The organism is Tigheibacillus halophilus, from assembly GCF_042683165.1.
Lineage (GTDB): Bacteria > Bacillota > Bacilli > Bacillales > Amphibacillaceae > Tigheibacillus > Tigheibacillus halophilus.
The window spans coordinates 1-20691 of sequence record NZ_JBHUIZ010000003.1; the positions used below are offsets into that span (position 1 = coordinate 1).

General features: G+C 41.9%; 18 protein-coding genes and 15 tRNA genes. 24 read left to right on the plus strand and 9 right to left on the minus strand.

The features are described 5' to 3' along the window. The 21 genes from ACFSMW_RS00500 to ACFSMW_RS00600 form a co-directional block, all read left to right on the plus strand. A partial coding sequence (locus tag ACFSMW_RS00500; RefSeq protein ID WP_390352110.1) for a hypothetical protein occupies positions 1 to 187 on the plus strand: 187 nt, incomplete at its 5' end. After that, a tRNA-Asn gene (locus ACFSMW_RS00505) sits at positions 167 to 241 on the plus strand. The genes ACFSMW_RS00500 and ACFSMW_RS00505, both read left to right, overlap by 21 nt. Before the next feature lies 1 nt (position 242). Next, a tRNA-Ser gene (locus ACFSMW_RS00510) sits at positions 243 to 334 on the plus strand. A 14-nt stretch (positions 335 to 348) separates the two neighbouring features. Then, a tRNA-Glu gene (locus tag ACFSMW_RS00515) sits at positions 349 to 423 on the plus strand. Between the two features lie 32 nt (positions 424 to 455). Further along, positions 456 to 531, plus strand: a tRNA-Val gene (locus tag ACFSMW_RS00520). Between the two features lie 24 nt (positions 532 to 555). Further along, positions 556 to 632, plus strand: a tRNA-Met gene (locus ACFSMW_RS00525). A gap of 41 nt (positions 633 to 673) precedes the next feature. After that, positions 674 to 750, plus strand: a tRNA-Asp gene (locus ACFSMW_RS00530). A 21-nt stretch (positions 751 to 771) separates the two neighbouring features. Continuing rightward, positions 772 to 847, plus strand: a tRNA-Phe gene (locus ACFSMW_RS00535). Positions 848 to 865: 18 nt separating this feature from the next. Beyond that, a tRNA-Tyr gene (locus tag ACFSMW_RS00540) sits at positions 866 to 950 on the plus strand. Positions 951 to 967: 17 nt separating this feature from the next. Further along, positions 968 to 1038: transfer RNA gene (locus ACFSMW_RS00545), tRNA-Trp, on the plus strand. A gap of 11 nt (positions 1039 to 1049) precedes the next feature. Beyond that, positions 1050 to 1125: transfer RNA gene (locus ACFSMW_RS00550), tRNA-His, on the plus strand. 4 nt (positions 1126 to 1129) lie between these two features. Beyond that, positions 1130 to 1204: transfer RNA gene (locus ACFSMW_RS00555), tRNA-Gln, on the plus strand. A 4-nt stretch (positions 1205 to 1208) separates the two neighbouring features. Next, positions 1209 to 1283, plus strand: a tRNA-Gly gene (locus ACFSMW_RS00560). A gap of 17 nt (positions 1284 to 1300) precedes the next feature. Further along, a tRNA-Cys gene (locus ACFSMW_RS00565) sits at positions 1301 to 1374 on the plus strand. A gap of 12 nt (positions 1375 to 1386) precedes the next feature. After that, positions 1387 to 1471, plus strand: a tRNA-Leu gene (locus tag ACFSMW_RS00570). A 255-nt stretch (positions 1472 to 1726) separates the two neighbouring features. Then, complete coding sequence (locus ACFSMW_RS00575) at positions 1727 to 1849, plus strand: hypothetical protein (protein ID WP_390352111.1); 123 nt, start codon at positions 1727 to 1729, stop codon at positions 1847 to 1849. 693 nt (positions 1850 to 2542) lie between these two features. Continuing rightward, positions 2543 to 2627, plus strand: a tRNA-Leu gene (locus ACFSMW_RS00580). A 253-nt stretch (positions 2628 to 2880) separates the two neighbouring features. Next, on the plus strand, positions 2881 to 4182 hold the full coding sequence (locus ACFSMW_RS00585) for a purine/pyrimidine permease (protein WP_390352113.1): 1302 nt from the start codon (positions 2881 to 2883) through the stop codon (positions 4180 to 4182). 130 nt (positions 4183 to 4312) lie between these two features. Continuing rightward, positions 4313 to 5500: a DUF4317 domain-containing protein gene (locus tag ACFSMW_RS00590; protein WP_390352114.1), complete on the plus strand. Its 1188-nt coding sequence runs from the start codon at positions 4313 to 4315 to the stop codon at positions 5498 to 5500. A 224-nt stretch (positions 5501 to 5724) separates the two neighbouring features. Then, positions 5725 to 7134, plus strand: a complete 1410-nt coding sequence (pepV, locus tag ACFSMW_RS00595; RefSeq protein ID WP_390352115.1) for a dipeptidase PepV — start codon at positions 5725 to 5727, stop codon at positions 7132 to 7134. A gap of 145 nt (positions 7135 to 7279) precedes the next feature. Further along, the gene (locus ACFSMW_RS00600; protein ID WP_390352116.1) at positions 7280 to 9076 is read left to right on the plus strand and encodes a M3 family oligoendopeptidase; all 1797 of its coding nucleotides are present in this window, start codon (positions 7280 to 7282) and stop codon (positions 9074 to 9076) included. 447 nt (positions 9077 to 9523) lie between these two features. Here ACFSMW_RS00600 and ACFSMW_RS00605 read toward each other — a convergent pair whose 3' ends face one another. The 4 genes from ACFSMW_RS00605 to ACFSMW_RS00620 all read right to left on the minus strand — a co-directional run bounded on the left by ACFSMW_RS00605 (position 9524) and on the right by ACFSMW_RS00620 (position 12951). After that, positions 9524 to 10291 (minus strand): HAAS domain-containing protein, encoded by a 768-nt coding sequence (locus tag ACFSMW_RS00605; protein ID WP_390352117.1) that lies wholly within the window; start codon positions 10289 to 10291, stop codon positions 9524 to 9526. Continuing rightward, complete coding sequence (locus tag ACFSMW_RS00610; RefSeq protein ID WP_390352118.1) at positions 10284 to 10634, minus strand: PadR family transcriptional regulator; 351 nt, start codon at positions 10632 to 10634, stop codon at positions 10284 to 10286. The genes ACFSMW_RS00605 and ACFSMW_RS00610 overlap by 8 nt, the downstream gene beginning before the upstream one ends. A 175-nt stretch (positions 10635 to 10809) precedes the next feature. Further along, complete coding sequence (locus ACFSMW_RS00615) at positions 10810 to 12366, minus strand: ABC-F family ATP-binding cassette domain-containing protein (RefSeq protein WP_390352120.1); 1557 nt, start codon at positions 12364 to 12366, stop codon at positions 10810 to 10812. Between the two features lie 126 nt (positions 12367 to 12492). After that, on the minus strand, positions 12493 to 12951 hold the full coding sequence (locus ACFSMW_RS00620) for a hypothetical protein (RefSeq protein WP_390352121.1): 459 nt from the start codon (positions 12949 to 12951) through the stop codon (positions 12493 to 12495). A 308-nt stretch (positions 12952 to 13259) separates the two neighbouring features. Here ACFSMW_RS00620 and ACFSMW_RS00625 point away from each other — a divergent pair, with 308 nt between their 5' ends. Both ACFSMW_RS00625 and ACFSMW_RS00630 read left to right on the plus strand, forming a co-directional pair. Then, on the plus strand, positions 13260 to 13616 hold the full coding sequence (locus ACFSMW_RS00625) for a YxeA family protein (protein ID WP_390352123.1): 357 nt from the start codon (positions 13260 to 13262) through the stop codon (positions 13614 to 13616). Positions 13617 to 13639: 23 nt separating this feature from the next. Next, on the plus strand, positions 13640 to 13948 hold the full coding sequence (locus tag ACFSMW_RS00630) for a DUF4870 domain-containing protein (protein ID WP_390352124.1): 309 nt from the start codon (positions 13640 to 13642) through the stop codon (positions 13946 to 13948). Positions 13949 to 14012: 64 nt separating this feature from the next. On the opposite strand, the gene ACFSMW_RS00635 is transcribed toward ACFSMW_RS00630, so the two are convergent. Both ACFSMW_RS00635 and ACFSMW_RS00640 read right to left on the minus strand, forming a co-directional pair. Then, positions 14013 to 14876 carry a proline iminopeptidase-family hydrolase gene (locus ACFSMW_RS00635; RefSeq protein WP_390352126.1) on the minus strand — a complete coding sequence of 288 codons (864 nt, stop codon included), beginning with the start codon at positions 14874 to 14876 and terminating at the stop codon, positions 14013 to 14015. 229 nt (positions 14877 to 15105) lie between these two features. Continuing rightward, the gene (locus ACFSMW_RS00640) at positions 15106 to 16596 is read right to left on the minus strand and encodes a BCCT family transporter (protein ID WP_390352128.1); all 1491 of its coding nucleotides are present in this window, start codon (positions 16594 to 16596) and stop codon (positions 15106 to 15108) included. Positions 16597 to 16877: 281 nt separating this feature from the next. Between ACFSMW_RS00640 and ACFSMW_RS00645 the strand changes: the two genes are divergently transcribed. Then, complete coding sequence (locus ACFSMW_RS00645) at positions 16878 to 17138, plus strand: GlsB/YeaQ/YmgE family stress response membrane protein (RefSeq protein WP_390352129.1); 261 nt, start codon at positions 16878 to 16880, stop codon at positions 17136 to 17138. Between the two features lie 179 nt (positions 17139 to 17317). Here ACFSMW_RS00645 and ACFSMW_RS00650 read toward each other — a convergent pair whose 3' ends face one another. The 3 genes from ACFSMW_RS00650 to ACFSMW_RS00660 form a co-directional block, all read right to left on the minus strand. After that, positions 17318 to 18670 carry a TldD/PmbA family protein gene (locus ACFSMW_RS00650; protein WP_390352130.1) on the minus strand — a complete coding sequence of 451 codons (1353 nt, stop codon included), beginning with the start codon at positions 18668 to 18670 and terminating at the stop codon, positions 17318 to 17320. Between the two features lie 2 nt (positions 18671 to 18672). Next, a complete protein-coding gene (locus ACFSMW_RS00655; protein WP_390352131.1) occupies positions 18673 to 20064 on the minus strand; it encodes a TldD/PmbA family protein in 1392 nt (463 codons plus the stop codon). 374 nt (positions 20065 to 20438) lie between these two features. Next, positions 20439 to 20525, minus strand: a complete 87-nt coding sequence (locus tag ACFSMW_RS00660; RefSeq protein WP_390353861.1) for a putative holin-like toxin — start codon at positions 20523 to 20525, stop codon at positions 20439 to 20441. Between the last annotated feature and the right edge of the window lie 166 nt (positions 20526 to 20691).

Sequence of the window (20691 nt, forward strand, 5' to 3'; positions counted from 1 at the left end):
GATACTAATGGATCGAGGACTTAACTATAGTTTGCATGTCGGTTATCTCTTATTTAGTTTTCAGGGTACAAAGTTTAAATTTACACTTGATTTTTTATCAAAAACGATTATAATATATATTGTTGCGTTAAAAGATCACTTGGTTGAAACTAAATATTCATTCCATTCCACAGTAGCTCAGTGGTAGAGCAATCGGCTGTTAACCGATCGGTCGTAGGTTCGAATCCTACCTGTGGAGCCATGGAGAGCTGTCCGAGTGGTCGAAGGAGCACGATTGGAAATCGTGTAGGCTGCGACAGCGGTCTCGAGGGTTCGAATCCCTCGCTCTCCGCCATTCATATTCAGAATGGCCCGTTGGTCAAGCGGTTAAGACACCGCCCTTTCACGGCGGTAACACGGGTTCGAATCCCGTACGGGTCACCAATTTCTATTTAAAATATTAACTACTCAGTGCTGGAGGATTAGCTCAGCTGGGAGAGCACCTGCCTTACAAGCAGGGGGTCGCAGGTTCGAGCCCTGCATCCTCCACCATAAACAATTTTATTTTAATATTATCGCGGGGTGGAGCAGTCTGGTAGCTCGTCGGGCTCATAACCCGAAGGTCGTAGGTTCAAATCCTGCCCCCGCAACCAAAAAATCAATAGTATACATATATGTAATAGATTTATAAAATGGTCCGGTAGTTCAGTTGGTTAGAATGCCTGCCTGTCACGCAGGAGGTCGCGGGTTCGAGTCCCGTCCGGACCGCCATCAATCATTTGCATATTTCCTGGCTCGGTAGCTCAGTCGGTAGAGCAAAGGACTGAAAATCCTTGTGTCGGCGGTTCGATTCCGTCCCGAGCCACCATTTAAGGAATTCTCTCATGGAGGGGTAGCGAAGTGGCTAAACGCGGCGGACTGTAAATCCGCTCCCTCAGGGTTCGGCAGTTCGAATCTGCCCCCCTCCACCATTAAATGTTCTTTAAATAGGGGTATAGTTTAATGGTAAAACGAAGGTCTCCAAAACCTTTGATGTGGGTTCGATTCCTACTACCCCTGTCAGTTTTATGGCGGCCGTGGCGAAGGGGTTAACGCACCGGATTGTGGCTCCGGCATTCGTGGGTTCGATTCCCACCGGTCGCCCCATTATTGGGCTATAGCCAAGCGGTAAGGCAACGGGTTTTGGTCCCGTCATTCCCAGGTTCGAATCCTGGTAGCCCAGCCATTTCGCGGAAGTAGTTCAGTGGTAGAACACCACCTTGCCAAGGTGGGGGTCGCGGGTTCGAATCCCGTCTTCCGCTCCAATCTCAAAATGGCGGCTGGCGGCATAGCCAAGTGGTAAGGCAGAGGTCTGCAAAACCTTAATCACCGGTTCGAATCCGGTTGCCGCCTCCAAGAAAATTATTTGCCGGTGTGGCGGAATTGGCAGACGCGCGGGACTCAAAATCCCGTGTCCGTTAAGGACGTGTCGGTTCGACCCCGACCACCGGTATCTACTTATTCTAAAACATTTAGACAGGACATAGCCTGTCTTTTTTGTTATTGAATAATATGGATAAGTAGACGTATGTTGCCCTGGTAATTCCCTTAGTTTTTCCTCCCTCTCAACTTTAAACCAACTATCGTAGATTAGCATCCCATGTCATTTTCTTATACCTTTCAAGATAATCAATGCGCTTGTTACGTATTGTTTTTATTTTCTTGGTTAGGGGTAATACTAATTTGAAGCGGAAAGTAGGTGAAATATATGATCCGTCAATGGAACTTTATTATTAACAATAAATTAATCACTGTGCATGCTAAAAATTTAAAAGGTGCCCAGAAAAAAGCTCAGCAAATATATAATGATTTACAAAAAGAAGCTGTCTAATAAAAGTACTGGCTGTTTGAAAGCCAGTGCTTTTATTGTAGATGGAAATTAATGGTCTTTCTATATACCATCGTCAGACAGGTTAATTGCTTGTCTATTTTTGTTTATATAAATAATGGATCGTAGCACTCTTGAAGGTATTCATATTAGCAGCAATATTTTTACCCCGCTACAGCTTATCGCAGAGGCAGGTCAGGTAAAAGAGGGATGCAATGGGAAGTATTGCTTTCAAAATACACTACGTGTGGCCGTCTAAAGGGCCGGGAAGAATGGAGAAGAAATTGGTGTTCTTTCAAGTTTTTTGGCTATGGGTTTACTCTTCCAGATAAAAGGAAATATAAGAAGAGATTAAGAAAGAAGGTGAAACATTGATACGTCAGTGGAATTTTATAATCAATAATAAATTGATAACTGTACAGGCGAAAAATCTGAAGCATGCTAAAAGAAAAGCATGTCAGATATATGATGAATTGCAAAAAGAAGCTGTTTAACAAAGCACTGGCTGACGTAAGGCCTGTGCTTTTGTTATTTGTATGAAGGAAAGGAAGATTATACATACATCATCTGTTGTCCAGTGTGTGACCGATATCTGAGCTCCTCCTATGTAACAAGAATTATTTATATTTATGACTTGACGTAGATAGGAGATAGTAGGATAATAATTACTGGTTTTAAAAACATTTCTTTCACCTTGCCGGTGTGGCGGAATTGGCAGACGCGCGGGACTCAAAATCCCGTGTCCGTTGAGGACGTGTCGGTTCGACCCCGACCACCGGTACTAATAATGAGGTTACCCCCTTACGACAAGGCTTTCATCGTTTCTGCTGAAGGTCTTTTTTGTTACTTTTATTGCAAATTCAGAATTGCTGGAGCTAGCTGATTCTCCATTTAAAAATTATTCATTGGCTCCCATATTAATATTTGCCATTGCTTTGATCGTCATAGTACTCTCTATTTGATTCCTTCTCTTATTTAGCCGTATGATGGATACAGTGATGATCATACATATGAGGTATAAGGAGTGGCACAGATTGAAGCTTATCTTTTCTTCCCTGCAATGGGCATTATTTATATTGATGAGCAGCGTGGTAATCCCTGTTGCTATTGCTTCCGACTATGGACTTCATTCGTTTGATACGATTGAATTTGTCCAACGGTCGTTATTTGTACTGGGATTAGCAGGACTTTTACAGACATTTTTGGGACACCATCTACCTATTCAGGAAGGTCCGGCTGGTCTGTGGTGGGGTGTCTTTTCCCTTTACGCGGGATTAGGTGCCATTTTGTTTGGTTCCCATATCGAAACATTGCGGGTCTTGCAATATGCCTTTTTGTTAAGTGGAGTTATCTTTATTCTCTTAAGCGTATTTGGTTTGGTTGAAAAAATAGCAAAACTGTTTACCCCTGCTGTTACAGGTATATATCTGATACTCATGGTCATTCAGTTAAGCGGTTCATTTGTTCAAGGGATGTTTGGACTCGAAGGGCCGGATGATATGATACATACCAACGTGCTTTTGCTATCATTCATCATTATTATCACATCTTATGGGTTTAGGAAAATCCCGAAAATCGGTCATTATACCGTGTTATTTAGTATTTCTTTTGGATGGGTGTTATTTTACATATTTGGCTTATCCCAACAGGTTACCAAAGTCGATACATTCATTAACCTGCCAAAAATCTTCGCATTTGGTTTGCCGCGATTAGAGCCTAGTATAATCATTATGGTTATCTTTATCACTTTGTTGTTGCTTGCCAATATGCTTGCTACCGTCAGGGTGGTCCAGCAGGTGTTAAAACGCCATGAGGTCGCCTGTGAAACAAACAGATGGAAACAAACCGGCATTGTTTCCGGAGTGAATCAATTGTTGGCTGGTTTTTTCTCGGCAATTGGCGCTGTCCCTGTATCCGGTTCGGCAGGGTTTATTGCTACGACCAAAATAACCAGTAAGCTGCCCTTTATCATTGGATCCTTTATCATTATTTTTATCAGTCTGTTTCCGCCCTTTACTGCGTTTGTTGCGGCCATACCCAAGGCTGTCGGTTATGCAGCAATATTTCCGATTTTTGCCAGTATCATCGGCTTGGCCCTGCAGGAATTTGAGGCTGCAGAAAATAAGCGTATTCTATTTCACGTTGCCGGTATATCGCTATTTGCTGGTATTGGTACCATGTTTATTCCTTCAGACGCATTTTCTGACATGCCACCAACGCTTGCATCGATACTAAGTAATGGACTGGTATTTGGCGCCATTGTTGCTGTGGTTACAGAGACCATTTTAATGAAAAGGGGAAAGGAATTTAAAGAAAAAAACACTTCATCTCTTTGAGATATAAGTTTCACTGTATGATAAAATAAAAGGATAAACGGGTGGCAGGACAATCAATAGAGTGCAAGATTTACCTTTCAAAATTTAGCCCTAGCTTTCCAGACTAACACCGACTAAGGATGGGACACTTATGAATAAAAAAGACATAGCAAATATTCGCAAACAATTCAAACCAGATAATGATTTATTGAAAATCACTGATATTTTTAATGTGTATATTCTAAAGGAATCAAGTGAGATTTATCATGCGCAAAACCAACCATTTGAGATGTTGGAACAGGAGCAGCAAGAGCTATTCATGAATAACTTCAAAAAGGTACTTACTGGACAGGTGGATCAAAGGTTGTTTGAATTGAAATTTCAGCGTGACATAGAACGCAGCAGCCAGCTTATTCTTCACCAAGGTCTGCTGAGCAGCGATACGCAGGAATGGAACGAGCAAATGCTTCTTATTGTAGAAAAAATGCTGCAGGAAAAAGAATACGAAATGGATATCGTGGTGACTTTTATTCGCGGCGAGTATCTGAAGCCAATGAAACCGCGTAATGATGAGGCGGAGGAGAGCGAGCGGGATGCCGTTTATTCCCATTCATTTATTCTTTGCAGTATCAATAAAACGCAGGATCCCAAAAAAGAATTGCTTTTCGACTATGTGGAGAAGGAGTTCAAATATAATATTGTCGTTGATCCGATTATCAACCTCAATGCACCATTAAAAGGTTTTTTATTTCCTTGTTTCACAGATAACGCAGCAGATGTCAATCATATTTTGTATTCAGCAGGGAAAGAGAAAGAGCTGGATTTCGAGTTCATTGAAAATGTTTTGAATGCACAAGATGTGATTACAGCGGAAGAGGATAAATTCGTTTTTGAAGAAGTTGTCAAAGATGTAACTGGTAACCAGCTAAATACATCCACGCTTGCCAATGTATATGAGGAGATCAACCGGGTTATTGAAGAAAACGAGGACGAAGAAGAGCCGCCAAAACTGGGTCACAAAGAAGTGGAACGTGTTTTAAAGATGAGTGGTTTGGAAGAAGTAAACCCTGAAAAGGTAGAAGCGGCTTTCCATAAAGTTACAGATGATGGAAAATATGAATTGAAGGCAAACAATATTATGCCAAAATACAATTCTAAATCTATCAAAATTGACACGAAGGTAGCGAAGATTTCCGTCAGCCCGGAAGATTTAAGGTATGTTAAACAAGTCAATTATGGCGGCAAACGCTGTATATTGATCGAGGTGGAAGAAGATACGGTGATAGAGGGCTTTACAATGATTCCCGAGTCTTTAACTAGTGAGCGGACCACTAGCTGATAGGAGAACGGAATTTGATTGTTTTTTCTTCCTCTTTTTCGTCGCCTTTTTGGTGAAAGTAAGAAGAAAATGGATATCGTTTTCCAATTAAATCAGAACCCCCGGTAAATGGGGTTTACCGGGGGTTCTGTTGTATACATAACCTATCTGAAGGTTGGCATTCGCAGCATCAATTATTAATCGGTATAATGGTTACATAGCAACCGCAAGAAGGAGTGGATATTATGGGCAAGATCAACTGGATGGAAGAAGTATCAAAAAGAAAAGATGCTTTCATCAAGGATTTACAAGGTCTTTTACAAATCAAGAGTGTCTTGGATGAAGAACATGCGACAGCAGATGCCCCGCTTGGACAAGGTGTGAAAGACGCTTTGCAATATATGCTTGATCTTGGTGAGAAAGACGGCTTTGAATCCAAGAATGTCGGAAATTTGGCCGGACATCTTGAAATGGGGGAAGGGAAAGAATTACTTGGGATTTTAGGACATGTCGATGTCGTTCCAGAAGGGGATGGATGGAGCGTTGATCCCTACAGTGCGACCATCAAGGATGGTAAAATTTACGCACGTGGTTCGAGTGATGATAAAGGACCAACAATCGCTGCTTATTACGGCATGAAAATTGTGAAAGAACTTGGGGTCCCGCTTGCTAAAAGAATTCGTCTGATCATCGGTACAGATGAAGAAAGTGACTGGCGTTGTGTAGAACACTATTTTGCCAATGAGGAAATGCCGGATACGGGGTTTGTCCCGGATGCTGACTTTCCGATTATCTATGCAGAAAAAGGGATATGTGATTTCGACATGGTGCTGGAGCCGGCTACTGCAGAAGGAACAGCTGATGTGGAATTGTTATCATTTCAATCGGGCCGACGATACAATATGGTACCGGATTTTGCCAAGGTACGTATAAAAGCTGCTAACACGGGTAACTTGATTCAAGGTTATCAAGGATTTCTGCATCATTCAAATATGGAGGGCGATGCTTCCATTGCGGATGGGGAACTGATATTGACATTAGCTGGTGTGAGTGCGCACGGTGCCGAACCGAATGATGGGAAAAATGCTGGTGTTTTAATGGCACAATTCCTAAAAGACGTTGATCTGGATGTGGCTGGAAAGCAATTTGTAGATATCATTGCGCAATTTTATCAGCAAACACGCGGCGAAGTATTTGACATTGCCTATAAAGACGAATCTGGTGATTTGACCATCAATGTTGGGGTGATGAGCTATAGCAGTGAGAAAGGCGGCCGCATCGGGATGAATATGCGTTATCCGGTAACATTCGATAAGAACAGAGGGGAGGAAAAAATAAAAGAGGTTTTAGCTGCTAAACAATTGCTGCTGGAAAATTTCTCGGATTCCACCCCGACTTTTGTGAAAAAGGATGATCCGCTCATTCAAACGCTGCAAAAAGTCTATGAAGAACAAACCGGAGAAAAGGCTGAGCTGCTGGCAATCGGCGGTGGGACGTATGCCCGTGCATTGGACCATGCTGTTGCATTTGGCGCACTCTTCCCTGGAAGCGAAGATGTAATGCATCAGAAAGATGAATACGCTCCTGTCGAAGATCTATTGAAAGCAACCGCAATTTACGCTCAGACTATTTATGAATTAGCAAAGGCAGACTGATGTAAGCCGCTGTCTGTACGGAAACATAAAGCAGACAGCGGACTAAGTATAGAATACGCTTCATCCATAAATGGAGGAAAGCTTACGATTTTTCAAATCCATATAAAACGGTTACAATAAAAAGAAAAGAGGGGGAGTTGCAAGAATGAAATATAACGATACTTGGGATTTGGACAGCATTTTTCCTAGTGGTACGAAATCGGAAGAATTACAGTCCAAACTGGAAATGGTTAAAGAGGAAATCAAGAATTATAAGCAAGTACTGAAAAATACAGATTTAGAAAATAAAGCATCCGCTGAGAATTTACAGGATATTTTGCGGAAACAGGAAACAATCGGCAAGGGATTGGGACAATCAGCGACTTTCATACAGATGTGGCATGATGCATATATGGACGATGAGCACGCAAATGTGGTTATGGGCCAGGTTATGGACTTGTACAGTGATATGCAAAAGCTTTCTAACACATTCACGAAAAAGCTGGTGGCTATTTCAGATGCCGATTGGGAAAAGTTGCTTGCAAGTGAGGAACTACAGGTAATTTCCTTTGCACTAAACGAAATTCGCGATCAGGGGAAACGCCTTTTGTCAGAGGAAGAAGAAAAATTGATCGCTGAACTGAATAAAGACGGATTGGCAGCATGGAGCAATCTGTATGATACAGTAGTTTCCATCATGACTATACCGTTCACTGATAAAGAAGGTAAAACAACTGAACTGTCAGTAGGCCAGGCAATGAACCGGATGTATGCAGATCCGGATCCTGAAGTGCGCAAACAAATTTTTGGAAATTGGGAAGCAGCATGGAACAAATATGCCCCAGTTTTCGCTGATACGATAAATCATTTGGACGGCTATCGGCTAACGTTACAAAAAGCACACAAGCGAAATGGTCATTTGGAAGAGCCACTGGAATACAACAGGATGTCTGAAGAGACATTGCATGCGATGTGGAGCGCTGTTGCCGCTAATAAACAGCCATTCCTGGACTTTTTGAATCAAAAAGCCAAGCTGTTGGGGATGGAAAAACTCGGCTGGCAGGATGTAGATGCACCTGTAGCACTGGAGGACGTGAAGCCGACGGAATTTACATATGATGAAGCATGTGATTTCGTTATTGATCACTTTGCATCTTTTGGACCAAAGTTATCGGGCTTTGCTAAGCATGCGTTGGAGAACCGCTGGGTAGAAGCTGAAAACCGGTCTAACAAACGTCCAGGCGGTTATTGCACAGGCCTTCCGGAATTCAAGGAATCCCGCATTTTCATGACTTTCACTGGTTCACCGAGTGACACGAGCACATTGGCACATGAATTGGGGCATGCCTTCCATAGTCATGTGTTGAATGATTTGCCTGAGTTGAACCAAGAATACGCAATGAATGTAGCTGAAACGGCAAGTACATTTGCAGAAACGATCATTTCCAATGCGACGGTGGCTAATGCAGCTTCCAAGGGAGAAAAAATTGCACTGTTGAATACCAAGTTAGAAAATGCAACCGCGATGTTTTTGAACATCCATTCCCGCTTCCTTTTTGAAAATGCTTTTTATACGGAACGCGCAAAAGGTATTGTTTCGGAAAAAAGATTGAATGAATTGATGGTCGAAGCGCAGAAAGAAGCATATGGTGACAGTTTAAGCAGTTATCATCCACATTTCTGGTGCAGTAAATTGCATTTCTTTATCGACAGTGTTCCGTTTTACAATTTTCCATATACATTCGGATATTTATTCAGCTTGGGTATTTACGCAGAATATCTTAAAAATCCAGAGGAATTTGAAGATAAATACATTGCATTGCTGCGAGACACAGGCAGCATGAAGGTAGAAGACCTTGCCCAAAAACATCTGGATGCCGATATTACCAAGCAAGATTTTTGGACTGCTGGCATCCGTTTGATGGCAAAGGATGCAGAAGAGTTCATTTCGTTGACCAAATAACGAAAAACGGAGAGAGGGTGGGACAGAACTATCCAAAAACAGCTATAAAGTGCCATTTCACATCTAGTTGATTGGAGCGAAAGGCGGCTGACTCCTTGAAAAAGAAATTCGCTTTTTCTGCGTGCGATGTGAATGCTGCCGAAGCGTTCCTTGTCCTGCGGAAACAATGGTTTTCGATGGGAAGCGTAATCGCAGTCCCAGCACGAGTCTGAAGCCCCCGCAGGAAGTGATTTTCTTAGAAAGTCATGAGGGAAGGCAAGCTGCATACGGCCTTTGCGGCCAACGCTTGCACACCCCTTGTCGGGGCGCCTGGCGTGCAAATCAACGAAATTACGAAGCTAGATAAAAAAAGTTGGGCGGTTCCATGTCAAGATGGTACCGCTCAACATTTTACATTTCCTGGGGTTTTGTCTCCCCCTCTTTTTTTCATCCGATACATTTCTGCTGCTAGCGATGCGATTTATTTTTCTCCAGTTTAGCTGATAACCAAAGATAGATTACAACTCCGCCAAAGGTAATAAGTGTACTGATTAGTAACTGTTGCCCCTGCTGTAAATGTGTCAGTTGCAAGAAATAATCCGGCAGTGTTAACAAGGATATGATGATGAGGAGGGTCCATGTTTTTGCCCAGAAGGACATGCCGATAATGAGCAAGGCGGTAATTACTCCGATTATAATGCTTCCAGCGGCTCCAAACTGAATGACTGGCGTATCGATGACTCTGTTCAGGTAAATCAAGCCAATGAACAGGGCGATTGGCAGCAGCATAACTAGAGTAAGTGTGATTGTTTGTTTTTTTACGGATTGAGGCGTTGTGGCGGTCAATTTGAATCCTGTAAGTACTGCAGCGATAAATATAATGCCAATGAGAATGTGACCAAAGATCTCCAAGATAGAGTAGGAAAGGTTTCCATTTAATAAATCAGGAAAAATAGTGAAAGAAAAGGACCCGAAAATGATCAGACAAATGTATTTCATCCATGTACGATAGTCGATGACCATTTCATTGGAAAGCATCTCCATATATTCTTTTGGAGATTTTCCAATGATTTTTTCAATCGATTTCCCATCTTTTTCTGCTTCTAATAGATGAATTTCCAATTCTTCTGTAATTTCTTCGATTTCTTTTGGATTTTTTCCATTAGAAAATAGATAGACTCGTAAATTTTCTAAAAATGTTTTGCTCTCATGAGAAAGCTGCCATCCATTATTCAACCACTTCATCTCCTTTTGTTTCTGATTCATACTCCAAGACCCTGTTTACATTGGCTTGCAGATGAGCCCAACGTTTCAGGAACATCACCAATTCGGCTTCTCCCTTTGCGGTAAGCGAATAATATTTCCTTCTGGGTCCCGCTGTCGATTTTTTTAGTGTGGAACTGACTAGTTCTTCTTTTTGCATCCGCATTAACAATGGATAAATGGTACCTTCACTGAAGGAGTGAAATCCGTAACTTTCCAGTTTCTCTGCCAGTTCGTAACCGTATACTGCTTTATTTTTGATAATTGCCAGTAAGCACCCATCAAGAATTCCCTTCAGCATCTGTGTTGTAGACAAATTCCGATCACCTCTTTCAATGCCTTGCTTTGCAAGGGTTATACCTATAGAAAATACCTTGCATTACATGATATATAAAAGTATAACTGACGCTGCCTTGCTATGCAAGGTAAATTTTATGAGGAAAAAAAGCCATCCTGTAATGCAGGATGACTCAATGGGCATCAAGATGTTATTAGAATATTTTTGTTGTCCAATTTTCACCATTCCATATATCCGTCACGATGTCTTTATAAAAGGCAGGTTCATGGGATATAAGAAGGACACTTCCTTGATAAGCTTTAAGGGAGCGACTCAATTTTTCCTTTGCTTCATGGTCCAAGTGGTTGGTAGGCTCATCCAGAACAAGTAAATTGGTTTCCTTGTTCATTAACTTACAAAGGCGGACCTTTGCTTTCTCTCCACCGCTTAATACCTTTACTTTGCTTTCTATATGTTTGGTGGTCAGACCGCATCTTGCTAGTGCGGCGCGGACTTCATACTGATTCATGTATGGAAATTCTCCCCAGATTTCTTCAAGACAGGTATTATTGCTGTCTGTTTTCAATTCTTGTTCAAAATAGCCGATCTCCAGATGTTCTCCAAGCTCAACAACACCTCCTATAGCAGGGATTTCGCCAAGTATGCTTTTTAGCAATGTTGTTTTCCCGATACCGTTTGCCCCGGACAGGGCAATTTTCCGACCGCGTTCCATTACCAAGTTTAAGGGTTTCGAGAGAGGTTCATCATAGCCAATCACCAAGTCTGTCGTTTCAAACAAATATCTGCCAGGGGTGCGCGCCTCTTTAAAGCTAAATTGCGGCCTTGGTTTTTCTGCTTCCAATTCGATGATATCCATTTTATCCAGTTTCTTCTGTCTGGACATCGCCATCCTGCTTGTTGCGGCATTTGCCTTGTTTCTTGCAACAAAGTCTTTTAAATTGGCAATTTCTTTTTGCTGTTTTTTATAAGCTGCTTCGATTTGCTGTTTTTTCATTTCATGGACACGCAGGAATTCATCATAATCACCTGGATAGCGCGTGATTTGCTGGTTTTCCATATGGTAGATTAAATTGACCACACTATTTAAAAATGGAATGTCATGGGATATAAGAATGAAAGCATGTTCGTAAACCTGCAAATAGTTACGCAGCCATTCGATATGGGCGACATCCAAATAGTTTGTGGGTTCGTCCAGCAGCAGTATATCCGGTTTCTCAAGAAGAAGCTTGGCTAGCAATACCTTAGTTCGCTGGCCACCGCTCAAATCATTTACATCCCGTTCCAATCCAAACTCGTCCAGACCAAGTCCGTTGGCCACTTCCTCTACTTTGGCATCAATAATGTAAAAGTCATTGTTCGTGAGGATATCTTGCATTTGTCCGGTTTCCTCTAAGATCAATCCCAGCTCGTCAGCATCCACCTCTGCCATTTTGGCAAAGAGCCCATTCATTTCTGTTTCCATATCATACAGGTATTGAAAAGCAGTACGCAGCACATCACGGATTGTCATACCTTGTTTTAGAACGGCATGCTGATCCAAATAGCCAACTCGTATTTTCTTTGCCCAATTTATTGTTCCTGCATCTGGCTCCAGTTTATTCGTAATCATGTTCATGAAAGTCGACTTGCCCTCACCATTGGCACCAATCAGGCCGATATGTTCCCCTTGAAGCAGCCGGAAGGACACATTGTCGAATATGGACCGATCTCCGAATCCGTGACTCAAATTTTTTACTGTTAGTAAACTCATGCTTGAAAACACCTTTTCTCTTATTAATTCATTCTTGTTTTTATTATAAAGGGCAGGGTTCAAAAAGGATAGTGCAGAAAAGAGGACACACTGCTTTGTGTCTATTGGCGATCCAGCAGAGATCCCTCAGATATTTTTATGCGGCCTTTTGAAGCCTTCCTGCTCCAAATAATCCCTTGCTGCATCATATGTGGCAAACGTTGCTTCAAGCATATCTCCGGTATACACATTCCAAGAGTCAAAGTCATGCCTAAGCAATAGTTCTTCGTTTTCGCTATTCCTCCATACCTCTATGAAAGTTTCCTGCTTTGATAGCGATGAAATGGACGACGCTATGACTTCTTGCAGCTCCTCTTTCGTGAATTCACGAATGTTGACCATTCCTTTTTCATCAACAGGGTACGTGCCATCTAGCTGTTCTGCATAAACAAATCCATTGCCGTTTGGATGAAGCCGATATACAACGATTTTTTTATCCAGGACACTATCTTCAAAATGATAATTCACACGGCCCATAGAAATATCATGTCGTGTCAACTCAGGAAAGGTTTCTATAATAGCCAGTTTTTCTTTGAATGTTAGCATATTGCCTCCAAATAGAAATTTTAATTTGATACGAAGCCTATTATAGCATTGCTTACAGTATGTTTCTAGCAGAGGAAGAGTGTACAAGGAATATGTAGTGGAATATGACAAAACTGTAAGTTGTTTTACTGAAACTGTAAGAGAAATCGATTTTTGCTGCCAAGTTTTTTCCCTATAATAGAGTTATCGTTAGAGAAGAGCCAAACAAATAAAGAGCATGTTTGTCTTGATGAGTATCTGGAAAAGAAGATTTACCCAATTCCGGTTACTGAATAAATACCCAATCTATATTAGGAAAGGTTGTGTGCATGATGAAACAATTGCTTGGCATATACATGATTCTCATTCTGGGTTTGCTGCTCGCTGCTTGTAACCCGGAGTCAATCAAAACAATTGGGGCGACTAAATATTATGTGGAAATCGATCATAGCGGGGAGAAATATAAGGAACAGGGGAATACCAGATATAAGTATGAACTTGCAGGTTTCAATGAAGATGGTAAAGGGAAAAATCTTACCTTTACAGCGAACCATTCATTAAAAAAAGATGCCTATTTACAGATTGATTATAAAAAAGATGAGGTAATCACCTATGAGGAAGTCAAATACGAGGATATTCCCAAAAAAGCCCGAAAGCAGCTGGATGACAATCATGACAATTCTTAACATATCATCAGGAGGTGTGTTGTATGAAAGCAGATAAGATTTTGTCGTCCCTATGCTATTTCAGTGTGTTATTTGCACCATTTTTATTTCCAATCATTATGTATATTCTGGCATCAGGGGATGTGAGAAGCCACGCTGGAAAAGCATTATGGACACACTTGGTTCCTTATCTTGCTTTATTTTTTTGTTTGGGAGCCTTGGTGCTTAACACCAGAGTAAGCACCGGCAATGGAACAATAGCGTGGATCATCATTGGTGTTGGTGTAGCGATTGGCGTTTATTATTTTATTTTAAACTATGTAAGAGGAATTAAGTTATTACTAGAAGCCTAAAATATGAAGCCAGAGGGCCGTTGTGAAGTGACCCCCTGGCTTTTCCTTAACTAAATAAATACAATCACTGACGCAAGAATGCATTGATTATCCGCAAGTATTCTTGTGGTTCCTCTACATAAGCCATGTGTGCGCTTTCTTCGAACACATGAAACTTGCTGCCGGGTGTAATGCTTGAAAAAAATTCAGTCGACTCTGGCGTGGCCTCATCATATCTGCCACAAGTGAATAATGTCGGGATACCAATACGTTTAAGACGAGAGGTGAAATCTATTTCCTTTAAATTTCCCTTTACATGAAATTCGGAGGGCCCCCACATAAAATTGTAGACTTCTGGATTGGCATATTGCTTCCCTTTATTCAAAAAATCAGGTTTTGGATCAAGACGACAAACAAAGTGTTTGTTGAATACCTCGGTTGCATTTTTATATTCCTGGGTAGATGTTGTCCCGAATTTTTCTCCGGTTTTCAATGCGATGCGGACATCTATTGGCAGTTTTGCAATATTTTTTTCCTGGTCATTGGCCCAAATCGGAGCGCTTAAGCATGGACTGGAAAAGATGATTTTCCTGACGCCTGCTGGTGATGCAAAATAGTATGCAGCGGCAAGCGTGGTGCCCCAGGAGTGCCCTAGGATATCGAATTCTTTCAGGCCGATTGCGTCTTTTACCTGGCCTAGTTCTTGCACGAAGCGATCGATATGCCAAAGAGATGTATCAGCAGGACGGGCGGATTTACCGCAACCAAGCTGATCGTAAAAAATGACAGTACGTTCAGCTGCCAATGTTTTCAGCCCCTGCATTGAATAGTGGGATGAGCCTGGGCCACCATGCAAAATGATTACGGGGGTTTTTCCAGAATCATTTTCATGCAGCTCATACCATACCCTACCACCAGTTACCTCTATGTAACCTTCTTGTACGGGCATTTTATTTCCCTCCTCGTGCCATTTTTCAGTAATTCGTATGTTCATTATAACACGTATGTGATTATTGTGATGGAAGCTGACCATCTATGCGGTACTATCCCCAAGTTTGATAGCTTTTCTATTCCTTTTTTGGATAGCGGGTATCTTCCATGCGGTGTGCGCTCCCGCAGAATTAAGCTGCCAATAAACAAAAAAGCCATGGGCCTGTCCCATGGCAGCTGTTTCAATACTATTGTTTATTTTTCTTTATTTCCCATAAAGCGCTTTTATAGAAGGAACCCATCATGAATAAAATAACCACCGAAAAAGGTAAGGCAGCGATGATGAGCATATTCTGCAGACCTTGGGCGCCTCCGAAATAAACGATGATGGCTGCTACCGCGGATTGTACAAGCCCCCATGTGATTTTCACCGAATTTTTCGGGTTGAGCAAACCGTTTGTGCTAAGCATACCCAATACGAATGTTGCCGAATCTGCTGATGTGACAAAAAATATGGCTACCACAAAAATGGTCAGAATAGACATCAATGTACCTAAAGGATATTCCGCTAGGACACCGAATGTGGATGTCTCCAAAGAAAAATCAGATATTTTTGCGATACCTTGTTGTTCAAGATTCAATGCTGATACACCGAATACGGCGAAAAAAATAAAACAAACAATTGCCGGGACGAATAACACGCCTAGCATGAATTCTTTTACGGTACGTCCCTTTGATATTCTTGCTATGAAAATTCCGACAAACGGGGACCAAGATATCCACCAGGCCCAGTAGAATAATGTCCAGTTGTTGATCCAGGAGCGATTCTCACTATTGAGAGGCTCCAATCGAAGACTCATATCAAAGAAGTTAGATATATATGAACCAAGTGTGTCCGTGAACATATTCAATATATATAATGTTGGACCAGCAATAAATAGCATAATCAAAAGTACAAATGCGAGTCCCATATTGATGTTACTCAGATATTTGATGCCGCGTCCAATTCCTGACCATGCTGACCAAATAAACAGCGCGGAGGCAACCAATAGCACAATAATCTGTACGGGAAAGGTATCTGGGGTATGGAATAAGAAGGCTAATCCCCCAGTAATCTGACCGGAGCCGAAGCCTAATGTGGCAGCCACACCTATTACTGTGGCAAAAACAGCCAATGTATCAATTAGTTTCCCTGGAAGGCCAGCCATGCTCTTCTTTCCAAATATGGGGATCAATGTGGCACTGATAAGGCCTGGTGCATCTTTGTAGAATTTAAAATATGCTAACACTAAGGCGACAACACCGTACACCGCCCAAGCATGGATTCCCCAATGGAAAAAGGAATAACGCATTGCTTCGCTAATAGCGGTATCCGATCCAGGTTTGGCACCAGGCGTTTGGGTAAAAGCATGTGAAATTGGTTCGGCCGTGGTCCAGAAAACAAGCCCCATACCCATTCCCGCACTAAATAGCATGGCAAACCATGTAGGCAAGCTGAATTCAGGCTTATCATCTTCTTTTCCTAGCTTGATTTTTCCGAACCTGGAAAAAATCAAGTATACACAAAAGATCAGCATAAGGAATACGATCAGTAAATAGTACCATCCAAATCGGCTTGATATAAACGAAGTGACCGTTTCAGTAAGTAATGCCAGTCGTTTAGGCATGAGTGCTCCCCATATCACCACAACTGTGCAAATTGCAAGTGAATACCAGAACACTCTAGTTACACTTTTCATTATTTCACCTTCTCTATGTATTTTCATTACCTTAAGGTATACCCATTACGAAAGAGACTCAATCCTGAAATGGAATCGATTAATCGGTAACAATATATACTGACCATATAAATATGAATCATGCAGGAATTCTCAAAAAATATTTTTTATATTTGGCCCTCCAGGCGTACGATGATTTGGTTGCAAGTCAACGCAGTAAAGGAAATACATGATGAAATGAATAATTTTATGGAAAAAGAAGAAAAATAATGGTAGTTCGATACATTAAGGAGGTATTATACATGGGATTCATTTGGTCTATCATTATTGGTGGAATTCTTGGTTGGTTAGCCAGCCTGATTGTAGGTAGGGACATACCTGGAGGAGTGATAGGGAATATTATAGCCGGATTCATTGGTGCATGGCTAGGCTCCGTTTTGTTAGGTAAGTGGGGGCCTGTAATAGGGGGCTTTCATATTATTCCAGCTTTAATCGGAGCCATTGTTTTGATTGTCATCGTAAGCGCAATCCTGAAAAGTATGCGGGGCAGAAACAGAGATTGATTTTTTGATACAGCCAACTAATCAACGTGCCTTAAAGGATATTTATAAAATTTAATTGCCAATTTACACTATTTGGGCGGAAACATTGGTATAAAAATAATCCCCTGGCTTGGGATGACTCTGAGCCAGGGGAATTCTGTTCATTCACGCTTGCTTTGTGATTCAATCCATCGAAATACTTAATCAACTGTCACTGCCAGGCTTCCAATCCTCAGGGAGGGGGATCCAATGTATCCGGCTATAGTCATCGGTGTGAATTCAAGATCAGATGCAACTTCCTTTACGTCCTTTAGCAAATCGAAAAAGTTGCCGGCAACTGTCATTTGATTGGTGGGTCCAGCTATTTTGCCATCCTTAACAAAAAAACCATCCGCAGCCAGTGAAAAGTCTCCTGATATCGGATTGGCCCCTGAATGCAACCCGGCTAATCCGGTGATGATGACACCTTCATCCATGTCTCCATATAACTGTTCGTAGGCAATCTTCGACGGCACGATAAAGAAATTGGAAGGGCTGACCTCCAGCGTACCTTTATAGGTTTGCTTGGTACCATGGCCAGTCGACTTTATCCCGTCTTTCTCCGCAGTCTTCTGGTTATGAAAAAAGGTTTGTAGTTTGCCGTTCTTCACAATGGAACATTTTTTTGTCGGAACACCTTCTGCGTCGAAGGTAGCACTGCATAGACCATCTGACAGAAAAGGATTGTCTTCCAAATCTATTATTTCAGAAGCAATTTGCTCACCCAGCTTTCCTTTAAGCATGGATTGCTCATACTGCACCGTTTCTGCTGAGAACGAGGAGACAAACGTTGCCAGAAGTGAAGCAGCCGCAGTGTGTTTTAGAATGACTGGATACGTTTTGTTCGGATAACTTTTCGCTCCCAGATAGCTCAACGCTTTCTCGACAGCTTTTTTGGCGATTCGGTCAGCATCCAGCGAGGTGAAATCCTTGGTTGTCTCATAATGATACGCTGATTTCACTTCACCGTTCTCTTTGACAAGCACGGAAACAAACACAGACAAGAAGTTATTGTGTTCATTCAATGCCAGTCCTTTACTGTTAAATAATGCTTTTTCAGTTGTTTCATTCCGGATGGCTGCATAATCTGCTTGGATGACCCGGGTATCAGCGTCGTAAACCTTTTTTTCTACTTCTTTGATAAAGGCGATTTTTTCAGCTATCGTTACTTCATCCAAGAGCGGGGAATATAATTCCACTTTTTCATAGGAAGCTGCTCCAGAAAATAAAGTTTCAGGCTCAGTTTCGCTGAGAGATGCATTTTCCTTGGCATTTTCCAGCAGGAATTCAATGGAATCAGCGGTGATTTTTTCCGTGTAAGCATATCCTGTCCTGCCATCATACATCCCTCGAATGGATACACCCTGAACGGAAGAAGACTGATAGCCATCTACTTCACCTTTAAAAACCTCACAGGAAAAGTTATCCTGTTTTTCATACGAAAGTTCCAGATTGGAAAATCCCATTTTTTCACCTTCCGTAAATAAAGCATTGCGAAATTGTGTTAACTCCATTATTATGCCTCCCTTCCGCCGACAGTTATTTCACTGACCCGTACCATTGGCTGACCGACGTTAACCGGCAAACTCCCGCTGGAGGCGCCGCACATTCCAGCACCATGACCGAGATTATTGCCAACCATATCGATATTTTGAATGGTTTTGGCACCATTTCCAATCAAGGTCGCTCCTCTAAGTGGTTTATCCAATTTACCGTTTTTGACTAAAAACGCCTCATTGATGGCAAAGTTATAATCTCCTGTTCCAGGATTCACTGAGCCGCCGCCCATGTATTTCGCATAAATACCATGTTCTGTGTTAGAAATGATCTCTTCAGGAGTTGACTTTCCTGGCGCAATGTACGTGTTGGTCATGCGCGAGGTCGGTGCAAATTGATAGGACTCGCGTCTGCTGGATCCAGTGGTGGCCATGCCCATGCGTTTTCCATTCAGTTTGTCGATCAAATATCCTTTCAGGATGCCATTCTCAATTAGAACATTTTTGCGGGAAAGTTCTCCTTCATCATCGATGTTCATGGACCCCCATTCATTCTTTAGTGTGCCATCATCAATATATGTGACAAGGTCTGAAGCGACTTTTTCACCGAGTTTATTAGCAAATACAGAGCTATCCTTAGCGACAGCTGTTGCTTCCAGTCCATGTCCGCAAGCTTCATGGAAAATGACGCCGCCAAATTCATTGTCAATGATAACCGGAAATTTTCCACTGGGCGCCGGATCAGCGTGCAGCATATTGAGAGCCATACGGGAGGCTTCCTTTGCATAAAATTCCAGATCGAGATTTTCCAGAAATTCAAAGCCTTGATGCGCGCCAGGGCCATAGTGTCCCGTTTGCATATCTGATCCATCCGAGGCAACGGATACAATCGCTAATCTCGTTCTTACCCGTTTGTCTTCTGCTAAAGTCCCTTCCGAATTGGCAATCAGCACATGCTGTTCCTCATCCATCAGGCGAACCATCACCTGGGAAATGGCTGGATCATAATTTTTGGCGATTTCATTTGCTTTTTTCAACAGAGCGAGCTTGCGTATTTTTTCCACTTGATTTGGCATTTGTTCAATCGGATTAACAGTTTGAATCGTTTTTCGCATTAGCGGCAAGATGGCCGTTACGCTATTCTTTTGTTGCTGAATAGCCAGCGCGGCTTTTTTTGCCGCTTTGAGCAATCCTTCCTTGGTAAAATCATTCGTATAGGCATACACACTTTTCAGGCCGTGGAAAACACGGATGCCAACCCCGAAGTCGCGGCCTGACAGGTTTTTTTCCAGGCGTCCGCTTTGCAAAGTCATGTGGTTAGAAAGTCGGTCTTCCACGAATACTTCTGAAAAGTCGCCGCCTGTTTCTAATGCAGCATGCAATACATCTTCAATGAGTGATTGATTTAGCATATCGTTCCCCCTACTGATAATATGTAACTCTTTTACTGCAACTTCATTATACTCTTATTTTTCTAAAAATAAATCGGCATTTAAAAGGAGCTGTTCTCAGTCTAAAGTCTTAGAAGGTGCATTGTCCCAGATATGGCTGGTCATACTCATCCTTGCATTGACGAATCAGATTAACTACAATGTTTATAAATGATGCAAGCGCTGGTGTACACAGCCGGAATCTGTGGTATAGTATAGATAGAAGCATCATAAAATAGAAAAACCGCTCCATGCTGTAACATGGAACGGCTCCAATAGACCAACCCCAAACAAGAGGGGTTCGGCACCAAGAGATATAATCCCTCAGGTAACCTAAGCCAAGTTAGCATGAGGGGTTATTTTTTGTCGTTGATTGCCGACATAATGATTGCAATCAGCGTACCGAAAGAAATCATGATTGTCAGCGCACTTTCAACGTCCATAGGCAACACCTCCTTCGTGGGACGTATCCCTGGCGAAGGTACAGATTAACTAAAAGGTGAGCCGAACCCCTCATGTGAAGCTTGTCTATTGTGACTCCAGTTTAACATAATTAACTGCTTATTTTACATTTTAACTGTCAATCCATATTTATTTGAAAGGTAGCCG